Origin of the sequence: Streptomyces sp. NPDC053750, from assembly GCF_044544295.1 — a bacterium.
Classification (GTDB): domain Bacteria; phylum Actinomycetota; class Actinomycetes; order Streptomycetales; family Streptomycetaceae; genus Streptomyces.
In genome coordinates this window covers 36600-51976 of sequence record NZ_JBITXB010000014.1, presented here as the reverse complement: position 1 = coordinate 51976, position 15377 = coordinate 36600, and the positions used below count along the sequence as shown (strand labels likewise).

Here is a 15377-nt window from a genome sequence, read left to right as displayed (position 1 = left end):
GATGCCCCCGTCAGTCCCGCTCTCGCTGATCATCCTGCGCCATGTGGATCAATTCGTCGAGCCCCATTTCGTCGATACCGTCCGGGTCGATTGCCTGACGCTCCGTCAACTGTGGTGTCTGACCTGCGGGTTGTACCGTCCGCTGCTCCTCGTCGGCGTTCGCGAGACGCAGCAGCAGATCCAGCACCCCGGCGTCCCGCAGCCGGTCGACGGGAATGGCGGCGATCACCCGCCGCAGCTCGGCATCACCGTCGGCCGCCGCGTCCTCGGGCGCGAGAGCCGCCGTCAAGTGCCGTGTCAGGGCACGTACGTTGGGGTGGTCGAAGAGCACCGCCGTCGGGAGCCGCAGCCCCGTGGCCGCGTCCAGCCGATTCCGCAGGTCGATCGCCGTCAGCGAATCCAGACCCATCTCGAAGAAGCCGCGATCGGCGTCGATCTGCGCGGCCTCTTGGTGCCCGAGCACCCCGGCCAGTTCACGGACCACCACGCGGTGTACCAGCTCGGTCCGCTCTCCGTCCGCCGCCGCTTGCGCGAGCCTGCTCCGCAGGTCCGCCGCCCGGTCCGCGCCCGCCGTCCTTTCCTCCCGCTGCGGCGCCGGTACGAGGCCGTGCAGCAGCGGCAGCAGTGTGCCCGCCCGAGCCTGGGCGCGCAGCGCGGCACGGTCCAGGAGGACGGCCGCGAACTCGGCCTCGTCGGCTGCGACTCCGGCGTCGAACAGCTCCAGCCCCTCGGCCGAGGAGAGCGCGCCGATGCCCGCCCGGGCCATCCTGCGCACATCCGCCTCGGCGAGGCCGCCGACGATCCCGCTGTCACGCTCCCATCGCCCCCACGCCAGCGCGGAGGCCGTGAGGCCATGGGCCCGCCGGTGGTGGGCCAGTCCGTTGAGGAGCGCGTTGGCCGCAGCGTAGTTCGCCTGCCCCGGCCCGCCGAAGAGGCTGGTGGTGGACGAGAACAGGACGAACGCGTCCAGGGGAAGGTGCCGTGTCAGCCGGTGCAGGTTCAGCGCGGCGTCCGCCTTCGGCGCCAGCACCGTGTCGAGCCGCTCGGCGGTCAGAGTGGGCAGAACGCCGTCGTCGACGACGCCCGCCGCGTGGATCACCGCGGTGAGCGGGTGGTTCTCGGGGATCGACGCCAGCACACGGGCCAGGCCGTCCTCGTCGGAGACGTCGCAGGCGACGACCCGGACCTCGGCTCCGTGCCCGGCGAGTTCCGCCGTCATGGCCCCCGTGTCCGCCGCGCCGCCGCTGCGGCTCAGCAGCAGCAGGTGGCGTACGCCGTGCGCGGTCACCAGGTGGCGGGCGATCTCGGTGCCGAGCGCTCCGGTGCCGCCGGTGATCAGGACGGTGCCGTCCGGGTTCCAGGCGACCGGCTCCGCCCGCCCTGTGGTGGACACCAGCCTGGGCACGCGCACGGTGCCTGAGCGCAGGGCGAGTTGAGGTTCCTGCTCCCAGTCCCGTACCGCCAGTGCCGAGGGCAGCGCGTCCGGCTCGTCGACGTCGACGAGGACGAACCGGTCGGGGTACTCCGCCTGGGCGGCCCGTACGAGGCCCCATACCGCGGCACCGGCGAGATCCGGCACGCCCTCACCGTGGCCCACGGCTACGGCGCCACGCGTCACGACCACGAGCCTGGAACGCTCCAGCCTCGGGTCCGCCACCCACTCCTGGAGCAGCGCCAGTACACGCTCGAGGGCGGGACGGATCTCGGTGATCTCGGTGGCGTCGGTGTCCTCGGTGGCCTCGGCGTGGTTCTCGAAGCACGGCAGTATCACCAGCTCGGGCACCTCGGCGGGCAGCGACGTCAGGTCGGCGGCGAGACGGCCGGCGCCCGCGGCGAGACGGCCGGCGCCCGGCCCCGGAGCGCCCGGGCCCAGAGGGTCCGCGCTCAGCACGGCGTACGCGGGCGCGGGCCGGTCGGCGGGGGCGGCGTGGGCGGCGGGCTCCCAGTCGACCCGGAACAACGCCTGCTGTCCCACGCGGGCGGCGCGCAACTGCCGCTCCGGTACTTGTCGGAAGGTCAGCGACTCGGCGGAGAGGACGAGCGCACCCGACGTGTCCTGGGCCGTCAGGGCCAGCGCGCCGTCGGAGCCCGGCGTGAGCCGCACCCGCAGCGCCGTCGCACCCGCCCTGGCCAACCGCACCCCGCTCCAGGAGAACGGCAGCCCGGCCTCCGGCCGCGTCAGCGCGGTGGCGTGGAGGGCGGCGTCGAGCAGCGCCGGGTGTACGGCGAAGTCCCCGGCCTGCACGGCGATCTCCTCGGGCAGGCTCACCTCCGCGTAGAGATCGTCATCGTGCCGCCACACCGACCGCAGTCCTTGGAACGCGAGTCCGTACCCGAAGCCGGCATCCGCCAGGCGCGGGTAGAAGTCCGCGAGGTCGACGGGCACGGCGCCGACGGGGGGCCACGCGGCCGTCTGGGCGGAGCTGCTCTCGGAGGGCTCGGCCTGAGCCGCGGAGCCGGTCAGTACGCCGGTGGCGTGCCGCACCCATGCCTCGTCGCCCTGACGTGCGTACACGTCGAACCGACGGCCGCCGTCCTCGTCCTCGGCGGCCACCGTCACCTGGACCGCCACGTCTCCCCGCTGCGGCAGGACCAGCGGTATCTCCAGGGTCAGTTCGGCGACCTGGGTACAGCCCACCTCACGGCCCGCGCGCAGAGCACACTCGAGGAACGCAGTGCCCGGCAGCACGGCCGTGCCCGCGATCACATGGTCGGCGAGCCATTCCTGCGCGTCCAGCGCCAGCGTGCCGATGAGCAGGCGCCCACCGGAGTCCGGCAGTTCCACCACGGCCCCGAGCAGCGGATGACCGGAGCTACCGAACCCGGCCGCCCCGGCCACCTGGCCGGTCGTCCGCGCAGCATCCTTCAGCCAGTAGTGGCGCCTCTGGAACGCGTAGGTCGGGAGGTCAACGGCGGGGATCCGGGACCGCGCCTCGAAGACCTGGTCCCAGTCGACGTGGGCTCCGCGGACATGGGAGTGGGCCAGGGCGGTCATGACGGACACGCTCTCGTCCCGGTCACGGCGCACGGCGGGCACGAACAGCGTGCGACCGTCGTCCACGACCTCCTGCCCCATGGCACTCAACACACCATCGGGCCCGATCTCGACGAACGTCTCCACACCGCCCTCGGCCAGAGACCGCACCGCGTCGGCGAACCGCACCTCCCGACGCACCTGCCCGACCCAGTACTCCCCCGACGCGATCTCCTCCACCACCGGACCACCGGTCACCGTCGACACAAACCGCAGCCGCTCCGGAGCCCGGAACGACAACCCCGCCACTGCTTCACGGAAGTCGTCCAGCATCGGCTCCATCAACGGCGAATGGAACGCATGGCTGACCTTCAGCCGCCGTGAACGCCGCCCAGGGAGGGCCGCCACGACCTGCTCCACCGCCCCCTGCGCGCCGGAGACGACCACGGACGCCGGCCCGTTCACCGCCGCCAACGACACACCCTCGACGCCGTCCAGCAGCGGGGTGACCTCGTCCTCGGACGCCTCCACCGCCACCATGACGCCGCCCGCCGCAAGCCCCTGCATCAGCCGGCCACGCGCCCTCACCAGAGCACACGCGTCCTCCAGCGAGAACACACCCGCCACATGAGCGGCCGCTATCTCCCCGACCGAATGCCCCGCAACAGCGTCGGGCACGACGCCCCAGGACTCCCACAACCGGAACAGCGCCACCTCGAACGCGAACAGCACCGGCTGCGCGACACCCGTCGCCTCCAACACCTCCGCGTCCGCGCCGAAGAACTCGTCCCGCACACCGAGACGCTCCAGCACGTCATCCAGAACGCGCGCGAACACCGGGAACCGCTCATACAACACACGACCCATACCCACCCGCTGCGCACCCTGCCCCGCGAACAGGAACGCCCAGCCATCCGCCGTCGCACGCCCGGTGACGACTTCGGCGCTGGACTCGCCCGCCGCCAGGGTCACCAGGCCCTGCCGCAGTTCGGCTTCGTCACCGGCGACCACCACGGCACGGTGCTCCAAGGCCGCACGCGTCGTCGCCAGTGCATGGCCCAGCACCGCCACCGGAACGTCTCCGGCCAGCCGCACCAGCCGGTCGGCCTGAGCCCGCAACGCCACCTCGCTACCGGCGGACAGCACCATCGGCACCGGTCCCGGCGGCTCCGGCGCATCCTCCGGCACCACCGCAGCCTCGGGGCCCTCTTCGAGGATGACGTGTGCGTTGGTCCCGCTGATTCCGAACGACGACACACCCGCCCGACGAGGACGATCCGCCCGCGGCCACGGCGTCTGCTCCGTCAGCAGACGCACCCCACCGGCAGACCAGTCCACATGAGACGAGGGCTCGTCGACATGAAGCGTGGCGGGCAGCACACCATGCCGCAGCGCCATCACCATCTTGATGACACCCGCCACACCCGCAGCCGCCTGCGTATGCCCCAGATTCGACTTCACCGACCCCAGCAAGAGCGGCTCTTCCCTCTCCTGACCGTACGTGGCCAGCAACGCCTGGACCTCGATCGGATCACCCAGCCTCGTGCCGGTCCCGTGCCCCTCGACCACATCCACCTCGGCCGCGGTCAGCCGGGCGCCGGCCAACGCCTGGCGGATCACCCGCTGCTGCGAAGGACCGTTCGGCGCCGTCAGCCCGTTCGACGCACCGTCCTGATTCACCGCCGAACCCCGCACCACCGCCAGCACCCGATGCCCCTTGCGCCGGGCATCCGACAAACGCTCCACCAACAGCACACCGACGCCCTCGGACCACCCCGTACCGTCGGCGGCCTCCGCGTACGACTTGCAGCGGCCATCCACCGCCAGCCCCCGCTGACGGCTGAACTCCACAAACGCCCCCGGCGTCGACATCACCGTCACACCACCGACCAGCGCCAGCGAACACTCACCCTGCCGCAACGACTGCGCCGCCAGATGCAACGCCACCAACGACGACGAACACGCCGTATCCACCGTCACCGCAGGACCCTCGAGCCCGAACGTGTATGCCACGCGGCCGGACGCGATACTGCCCGCGCTGCCATTGCCGAGATACCCCTCCAGTTCCTCGGGCACAGTCGACAACCGCGACGCGTAGTCGTGGTACATCACGCCGGCGAAGACGCCCGTGTCGCTGCCCCGCAGGGAGGTCGGAGGGATCCCGGCCCGTTCGAAGACCTCCCAGCTCGTCTCCAGCAGCAGCCGCTGCTGCGGGTCCATCGCCAGCGCCTCACGCGGCGAGATCCCGAAGAACTCCGCGTCGAAGTCACCCGCGTCGTGCAGGAAACCGCCTTCCTTGGTGTAGAAGGTGCCGAGTCGGTCGGCGTCCGGGTTGTAGAGCGCGTCGAGATCCCAGTCGCGGTTCTCCGGGAACATCGAGATGCCGTCGCCGCCGGTCGCGACCATGTCCCAGAGGTCCTCGGGTGAGGAGACGCCGCCCGGGTAGCGGCATGCCATCCCGACGATGGCGATCGGCTCGTCCGCCGCCGGATTCGCGGTGAGGGACGTCGAATCGATCGCCGGCTGCGTCTGTTCCGCCTCGGCGTCCGGCTGCGCGTCCACGAGTTGCGGGAGCAGGAAACCGGAAAGCTCGGCCGGATTGGGGTAGTCGAAGACCAGGGTCGTGGGCAATGTCAGGCCGGTGGCCTTGTTGAGCCTGTTACGCAGGTCCACGGCGGTCAACGAGTCGAAGCCCAGTTCCGTGAAGGCCCGCCCGGCCGGGATCTCGCCTGCTGTCTCATGACCCAGCACCGCCGCGACCTCCGTACGCACCAGCGACAGCAGCGCCGCCGAGCGCTCGGCCCCGGGCAGTGCCGCCAGCCGCTGGCGAAGACCGGATTCCTGTCGGCTGCCGGTGACCTCCCGTCGTGCCCGAGCCGGTACGAGTTCCCTCATCAAGGGCGCGAGGGTGTCGTTGTCCGCTTCGGTACGCAGGGCGGCGTTGTCCAGGCGGATCGCCACCAGGTTCGGCTCGGTGGTGGTGAGTGCGGTGTCGAGGAGTCGTAGCGCGTCCTGTGTGGCCAGTGGCAGCACACCCCGACGTTCCATCCGGGCCCGGTCGGCAGCGGTCAGCCCGGCCGTGATCCGCGACCGCTCCTCCCACAACCCCCACGCCACCGACACCGCCGGCAGCCCAAGCCCCCGCCGATAACACGCCAACGCATCCAGATACGCATTCCCCGCACCATAAGCAGCCTGACCCACCGAACCCGCCACACCCGCCAACGACGAGAACAACACGAACGCATCCAACCGCCAGCCCAACTCCCCGGCCAGCTCATGCAGATTCCACGCCCCGTCCACCTTCGCCGCCAGCACACCCCCCACACGCTCCGCCGTCAACGACCCCAACAACCCGTCATCCACCACACCCGCCGCATGCACCACCACACGCACATCACCCACATCCCCCAACGCCCCCGCCAACCCCACACGATCCGCAACATCGCACAGCACCACCCGCACCCGCGCCCCCAACCCCTCCAACTCCGCCACCCCCCCATCAGCCGCGTCCCCCCGACCACGACCCAGCAGCACCACGTCCCGAGCACCCCACCCAGTGACCGCGTGCCGGGCCACAGCACCACCCAAAACCCCCAGACCACCCGTGATCAGCACCACACCCTCGCCATCCCAACCCACAGGACCGGCCGTGTCCGGTGCCTCGACACCGGTCAGCCGCGGCACCCACGCAGCACCGTTCTCCAGCACCACCTCCGGCTCACCCACCGCCACCGCTCCGGCCAGCTCCTCACGACGCCCGCCATCCACCAACACAACCCGCCCCGGAAACTCACGCTGCACCGACCGCACCAACCCCCACACCGCCACACCGCCACCACCGGCGCCCACGCCACGCCCAAGCACCGCACGTTCAGTCCACACCACCACCGGTTCACCGTCCCCCGTGAGCCAGCCGCGCAGCACCTCGACCGCCTTGACCACGGCGGCGCGCACCTCACCCGCATCCATCCCACGTACCGCGCCCCGAAGATCCAGAACGCGCAGCTCCTGCTGCGTCCCCTCGGGCAGGTTCACCTCACGCCAGCCCACCCGATACAACTCCCCGCCCCCGGTGGCCGCGAGCGCCGCAACGGGCCGAAGCGACAACGACTGAACCGACCACACCACATCGCCCTCGCCCGACACCACGGTCACCGACACCGCGTCCCGACCGACCGGCGCCAGTCGCGCCCGCACCGCCCGAGAGCCGGGAGAACCCGCCCGCACCCCCGACCACGTGAACGGCACCAGACCACGCCCCTCACCCGCGACCGCCCAGGCATGCAGACACGCATCCGCAAGCGCCGGATGCAACCCGAACCCTCCCCCATCCACCGGCAGCGCCGCCTCCGCGAAGACCTCATCCCCACGCCGCCACACCCGCCCCAACCCCCGAAACACCGGCCCGTACTCAAACCCCGCCCCCGCCAACGCCCCATACACGTCCTCGCTGTCCACCAACACCGCACTCTCCGGAGGCCACACCGCCTCCGCCCACGCACCCCAGGCCGCACCATCGACGGTCACGGACCCGGCGGCGTGACACACCCACTGCCCCGAACCCTCCACACGCCCATACACCCCCACCGCACGAACCCCGTCCTCCCACTCACCCACACTCACCCGAACCGCCACACCACCACCCTCAGACACCACCAACGGCTCATGAAGCACCAACTCCCGCACCACACCGCAGCCGACCTGCGCACCCGCATGCCCCACCATCTCCAGCAACGCAGTCCCCGCCACCACCACACGCCCACCGATCACGTGATCAGCAAGCCACCCCTGCTCCGACACCGACAACCGCCCCGACAACACCACACCACCCGAACCCGGCAACTCCACCACCACCCCCAACAACGGATGGTTCGACGCCCCCAGTCCGAGTGCCGCCGGCTCGCCTGACGTCGCTCCCGACGCCTCGATCCAGAACCGCCGCCGCTGGAACGGGTAGGCGGGCAAGTCGACGTGTTGTGCCGCCGAACCGGCGAAGAATTCCGCCCAGTTGACTGGGGAGCTGCGGCGGAGATGTGTGTGGGCGAGCGCAGTTATGACGGACACGCACTCATCGCGGTCACGCCGCACCGACGCGATGAACACCCCCGACGGCACAACACCCTGCCCCATGGCACTCAGCACGCCATCGGGCCCGATCTCGACGAACGTCTCCACACCATCGGCGTGCAGGGACCGCACCGCGTCGGCGAACCGCACCTCCCGACGCACCTGCCCGACCCAGTACTCCGCCGACGCGATCTCCTCCGCCACCGGGCCACCGGTCACCGTCGACACAAACCGCAGCCGCTCCGGAGCCCGGAACGACAACCCGGCCACCGCCTCACGGAAGTCGTCCAGCATCGGCTCCATCAACGGCGAATGGAACGCGTGGCTGACCTTCAGCCGCCGCGAACGCCGACCCGACAGGGCCGTCACGACCTGCTCCACCGCCCCCTGCGCGCCGGAGACGACCACGGACGTCGGCCCGTTCACCGCCGCCAGCGACACACCCTCGACACCATCCAGCAGCGGAGTGACCTCGTCCTCGGACGCCTCCACCGCCACCATGACGCCGCCCGCCGCAAGCCCCTGCATCAGCCGGCCACGCGCCCTCACCAGAGCACACGCGTCCTCCAGCGACAACACACCCGCCACATGAGCGGCAGCTATCTCCCCCACCGAATGCCCAGCCACCGCATCCGGCACCACACCCCACGACTCCCACAACCGGAACAGCGCCACCTCGAACGCGAACAGCACCGGCTGCGCAACACCCGTCGCCTCCAACACCTCCGCGTCCGCACCGAAGAACTCGTCCCTCACGCCGAGACGGTCCAGGACGTCGTCCAGCACCCCCGCGAAGACCGGGAACCGCTCATACAACACACGGCCCATGCCCACCCGCTGCGCACCCTGCCCCGCGAACAGGAAGCCGATCCGGTTCCCCGCAACAAGGCTTGCCTCGACCTGACGGCCATCCGCCTCGCCGGCGGCCACCGCGTCCAGCTCCCGCAGCAGCTCGGCCCGGTCCTCGACCACCAGCGCCATGCCGTGCTCGAACACACTCCGCCCCGCAGCCGCCGCCGCGACATCCACCACCGACACATCGGGCCGCTCAGCAACAAACGACCGCAACCGCGCCGCCTGCTCCACCAACGCCGAACCCGTCCGACCCGACAACACCACCGGCACCGGACCCGACGACTCAGCCGCACCCTCCGCCACAACCGCAGCCTCAGGACCCTCCTCCAGGATGACGTGTGCGTTGGTCCCGCTGATTCCGAACGACGACACACCCGCCCGACGAGGACGATCCGCCCGCGGCCACGGCGTCTGCTCCGTCAGCAGACGCACCCCACCGGCAGACCAGTCCACATGAGACGAGGGCTCGTCGACATGAAGCGTGGCGGGCAGCACACCATGCCGCAGCGCCATCACCATCTTGATGACACCCGCCACACCCGCAGCCGCCTGCGTATGCCCCAGATTCGACTTCACCGACCCCAGCAAGAGCGGCTCTTCCCTCTCCTGACCGTACGTGGCCAGCAACGCCTGGACCTCGATCGGATCACCCAGCCTCGTGCCGGTCCCGTGCCCCTCGACCACATCCACCTCGGCCGCGCTCAGCCGGGCGCCGGCCAACGCCTGCCGGATCACCCGCTGCTGCGAAGGACCATTCGGCGCCGTCAGCCCGTTCGACGCACCGTCCTGATTCACCGCCGAACCCCGCACCACCGCCAGCACCCGATGCCCCTTGCGCCGGGCATCCGACAAACGCTCCACCAACAGCACACCGACGCCCTCGGACCACCCCGTACCGTCGGCGGCCTCCGCGTACGACTTGCAGCGGCCGTCCACCGCCAGCCCCCGCTGACGGCTGAACTCCACAAACGCCCCCGGCGTCGACATCACCGTCACACCACCGACCAGCGCCAGCGAACACTCACCCTGCCGCAACGACTGCGCCGCCAGATGCAACGCCACCAACGACGACGAACACGCCGTATCCACCGTCACCGCAGGACCCTCAAGACCGAACGTGTACGACAGACGGCCCGAGAAGACGGCGGCCGCGGAGCCGGTGCCCGCGTATCCCTCCAGTTCCTCCGGAGGCTGACGCAGCAGGGTGGCGTAGTCCTGGCCGTTGGTCCCCATGAACACGCCGGTCTGGCTCTCGCGCAGCGCGTGGGGGTCGATGCCCGCGCGTTCGATCGCCTCCCAGGACGTCTCCAGCAGCAGCCGCTGCTGTGGATCCATGGCCAGCGCCTCACGCGGGGATATCCCGAAGAACTCCGCGTCGAAGTCGGCGACGTCGTACAGGAATCCTCCCTGCTGGGAGTACGTCGTACCCGGGCGGCTCCGCTCGGGGTCGTAGAGCGCGTCGATGTCCCAGCCTCGGTCCGTCGGGAAGTCGGAGACGACGTCCGCGCCGGTCCGTACCAGCTCCCACAGGTCTTCCGGCGAACGCACCCCGCCCGGAAAACGGCACGCCATCCCCACGATGACGATCGGTTCGTCGGAGGACGCGCCGGTCGCGACCGGCTGACCGGCAGCCGAGTCCGCAGTGGCTCGGGCGGCGTCCGCGTCGGCGGCCGTCATGCTCGCGCTGAACTGGACGCGCAGCTGACGTGCCAGTGCCGTGGGTGTCGGGTGGTCGAACACCAGGGACGTCGGCAGGGCGAGCCCCGTGGCCGTGACGAGCCGGTTGCGGAACTCCACCGCGGTCAGCGAGTCGAAGCCGAGCTCACCGAACGCGCGGTCGTGCCGCACGGTGTCCGGGTCCTGGTGTCCTAGTACGGCCGCAGCCTGCTCCTGGACCAGGGTCAGCAGGATGCGTGTCTGGTCGGCTTCCGAGGCGCCGGCCAACTGCGCCGCCACACCGGAGAGCGTTTCGCTGTCGTTCCCGGCCCACGCCGACCGTACGGCGGAGAGTTCGTTGAACAGGGGCGCGGGCCGCGCCGTCGGCGACGCCGCAGCCGCGAACCGCTCCCAGTCGACGTCGATCACGGTAAGGGTCGGCTCGTCGCCCTCCCATGCCTGACGCAGGGCGGCCAGCGCGCCTTCCGCCGGCAGCGGGGTGATGCCGTTGCGACGCAGCTGGCGTGCCACGACCGCGCTGTCGGCCATGCCACCGTCCGCCCAGGGGCCCCAGGAGACCAGGGTCACCGTGCGGCCCTCGGCCCGGCGCTGTGCGGCGACGGCCTCCAGGGCGGCGTTGGCCGCCGCGTAGTTGGCCTGGCCCGCTGCTCCGATGGCGGCGGCCGCGGAGGAGAACAGTACGAACGCGTCCAGGTCCAGTTCGGCGGTGAGCTCGTGCAGGTTGCGGGCGCCGAGCGCCTTCGCACGCATGACCGTGGCAAAACGCTCCGTCGTCATGGCGTCGATGACCCCGTCGTCGAGCGTGCCTGCGGCGTGCATCACGGCCGTCAGCCGACGGGTCTCCCGAATTCCTGCCAGGAGCCGCTCCAGTGCGTCGCGGTCCGCGACGTCGCAGGCGACGAGGCTGACCTCGGCCCCCATGGCCGTCAGTTCCGCCTCGACGCGCGCCGCGTCGGGAGCGGCCGGCCCACGCCTGCTGACGAGCACGACGTGCTCCGCTCCCGCTCCGATCGCCCATCGCGCGACATGGGCACCGAGCGTCCCCGTACCGCCGGTGATCAACGCCGTACCGCTGAGCCGTCGCCGGTCACGGCGGCGCCGCGCCGACGGGGCGGGCACGAGCCGACGACCGAACACGCCGGACGGACGGATGGCCAGCTGGTTCTCGTACGTGACGCCGTTCGTCACGTCGGCGAGCGCATCGGCCAGGCGTACCGCCTCGGCGTCGTCGACGCTCGTGTCCGCGCCCGCGGGAAGATCGATCAGACCGCCCCACCGGTCCGGGTGCTCCACCGCAGCCACCTGGCCAAGACCCCATACGGCCGCCTGCGCCGCCCGCACCGGCTCGTCGTCCGGGTGCGCCCCGACCGCACCGCGCGTCACGCACCACAGCGGTGCCGTGACACCGGCGTCACCGAGTGCCTGTACGAGGCTCAGCGTGCCGGTCAGACCGATCGTGAGCTCCTCGGGCGAAGCAGGGTCGGGACGCTGGTCCCAGGACAGGACGGACACGACACCACTGACGGCCGTCTCGTCGTGCACCGTACGAAGTCGCTCGGCGAGTCCGGTGCGGTCCGCCGCATCGACGCGGCGCACCTTCGCGCCCCGGTCTTGCAAGGCACGGACGACGGCGTCGTGGGCGGCGTCCGCTTCCCCGGCCACCACCACCCAGAGGCCGGTCAGCCGGGCGGGCAACTCCGTCCGGGTGACACGGTGCCAGACATCCTTGTAGCGCCATGACGCGGTCGCGTTCTGCTCCCGGTGAGCGCGCTGCCACTCTGACAGAGCCGGCATGACCTCGGCCAGGGCGGCCTGCTGCGCCGGCGCCATGTTCAAAGCGTCGGCCAGCGCATCCACGTCGGCGCGTTCGATCGTCGCCCAGAACTCGCTGTCGATCGCGTCCGCCGACGGGGCCGCGGCCGGGCTCTCCAACCAGTAGCGCTGGTGCTGGAAGGCATACGTCGGCAGATCCAGCCCCGCCGGCCCCGAACGACCGAACACTGCCGACCAGTCGACCCGGGCCCCGCGGACATGGGCGTGAGCGAGCGCGGTCATCACGGACACGCTCTCGTCCCGGTCACGGCGCACGGCGGGCACGAACAGCGTGCGACCGTCGTCCACGACCTCCTGCCCCATGGCACTCAGCACACCATCGGGCCCGATCTCGACGAACGTCTCCACACCATCGGCGTGCAGGGACCGCACCGCGTCGGCGAACCGCACCTCCCGACGCACCTGCCCGACCCAGTACTCCCCCGACGCGATCTCCTCCACCACCGGACCACCGGTCACCGTCGAGACAAACCGCAACTGATCCGGAGCCCGGAACGACAGCCCCGCCACTGCTGCACGGAAGTCGTCGAGCATCGGCTCCATCAAGGGCGAATGGAACGCGTGGCTGACCTTCAGCCGCCGCGAACGCCGCTCGGACAAAGCAGCAACCACCCGCTCCACCGCGTCCGCCGCACCCGAGACGACCACGGACGCCGGCCCGTTCACCGCCGCCAACGACACGCCCTCGACACCATCCAGCAGCGGGGTGACCTCGTCCTCGGACGCCTCCACCGCCACCATCACCCCACCGGCCGCAAGCCCCTGCATCAGCCGGCCACGCGCCCTCACCAGAGCACACGCGTCCTCCAGCGAGAACACACCCGCCACATGAGCGGCAGCTATCTCCCCCACCGAATGCCCAGCCACCGCATCCGGCACGACACCCCACGACTCCCACAACCGGAACAGCGCCACCTCGAACGCGAACAGCACCGGCTGCGCAACACCCGTCGCCTCCAACACCTCCGCATCCGCACCGAAGAACTCGTCCCGCACACCGAGACGCTCCAGCACCTCGTCCAACACTCCCGCGAACACCGGGAACCGCTCATACAACACACGGCCCATGCCCACCCGCTGCGCACCCTGCCCCGCGAACAAGAACGCAACCCGACCCACCGTCCCGGACACGCCCGCGACGAGATGTTCGGCGGCATCACCGTTCGCCAGCTCAGTCAGACCGACGCGGAGCGACGACGTACCGTCTGCCAGGACAACCGCGCGGTGGTTCAGCACTGCTCTGCTCGTAGCCAGTGCATACGCGAGGTCGGTCAGAGCCACCTCACGCCCGTCGACGAACGCCAGCAGCCGAGCGGCCTGGGCCCTTACTGCCCCTGCGCTCTTACCGGACAACACGACAGGGACAGGGACCGCCCCGTCGAGGACCGGCGACTGCTCGCCGCCCTTGGACACCTTTGCGTCCTGATCAGGCCCCTGCTCAAGGATCACGTGTGCGTTGGTCCCGCTGATCCCGAAGGACGACACACCCGCCCGCCACGGGCGGTCCACCTCGGGCCACGCCGTCTGCTCCGTCAGCAGACGCACCTCACCCGCAGACCAGTCGATGTGAGGCGAGGGCTCGTCCACATGGAGCGTCGCGGGCAGCACGCCGTGACGCAGCGCCATCACCATCTTGATGACACCCGCCACACCCGCAGCCGCCTGCGTATGACCCAGGTTCGACTTCACCGACCCCAGCAAGAGCGGCTCTTCCCTCTCCTGCCCGTACGTGGCCAGCAACGCCTGCGCCTCGATCGGATCACCCAACCTCGTGCCGGTGCCATGCGCCTCCACCGCATCCACCTCGGACGGCTCCAGCCGCGCACTCGCCAACGCCTGCCGGATCACCCGCTGCTGCGAAGGACCGTTCGGCGCGGTCAGCCCGTTCGACGCACCGTCCTGATTCACCGCCGAACCCCGCACCACCGCCAGCACCCGATGCCCGTTACGCCGGGCATCCGACAAACGCTCCACCAACAGCACACCGACGCCCTCGGACCACCCCGTACCGTCGGCACCGGCCGCGAACGCCTTGCACCGACCGTCGTGCGAGAGCCCACCCTGACGACTGAACTCCACGAACGCCGCCGGCGTCGACATCACCGTCACACCACCGACCAGAGCCAGCGAACACTCACCCTGCCGCAACGACTGCGCCGCCAGATGCAACGCCACCAACGACGACGAACACGCCGTATCCACCGTCACCGCAGGACCCTCAAGACCGAACGCGTAGGACAGACGGCCGGAGACCACCGATGCGGCGGCGCCGGTGGCCGCATGGCCTTCCAGCTCCCGCGTCGTCTCGCGCAGCAAGGCCGTGTAGTCCTGTCCGTTCGTACCGGCGAAGACGCCCGTGTCGCTGCCCCGCAGCGTCGCCGGATCGATCCCGGCCCGTTCGAAGACCTCCCAGCTCGTCTCCAACAGCAGCCGCTGCTGCGGATCCATCGCCAGCGCCTCACGCGGCGAGACCCCGAAGAACTCCGCGTCGAAACCGGCGACATCGTCGATGAAGCCGCCTTCGTGCACGGAAGACGCACCGGCCTGAGCGGCGGCCATCAACGTGTCGAGGTCCCAGCCCCGGTCCGTCGGGAAGGGGGTGATGGCGTCGGAGCCCGAACTCAGCAGCCTCCACAGATCCTCCGGCGACCGCACCCCACCCGGGAATCGACACGCCATCCCCACGATCGCGATCGGCTCGTCGGCGTGAACGGAAACCGACCCCGCGCCCACCGCCGGAACGCCGGTCTCAGGGGTGTCCGCGAGCTGGGACAGCAGATGATCGACGAGAGCGCTGAGGTTCGGGTAGTCGAAGACCACGGTCGCGGCCAGGCGGATCCCGGTGACCTTGCCCAGGGCGTTGCGCAGTTGCAGCGCGCTGAGGGAGTCGAAGCCGAGTTCACGGAACGACCGCTCCGAGTCGAGCCTGTCCGGTGTGGCGTGCCCGAGCACGACGGCCGCTTCAGCT

General features: G+C 70.8%; 1 protein-coding gene (only partly in view). It reads right to left on the bottom strand.

Going from position 1 to position 15377, the window contains the following annotated elements; genetic code table 11:
• Positions 1-10 precede the first annotated feature (10 nt).
• On the bottom strand, positions 11-15377 hold the 3' portion of the coding sequence (locus tag ACIGO6_RS31185; RefSeq protein WP_399882215.1) for a type I polyketide synthase. Its footprint extends 14555 nt past the window's final position; 15367 of the gene's 29922 nt are visible here — the last part of the coding sequence; its start codon lies beyond the right edge, outside the window — the gene reads right to left on this strand; it ends in the stop codon at positions 11-13.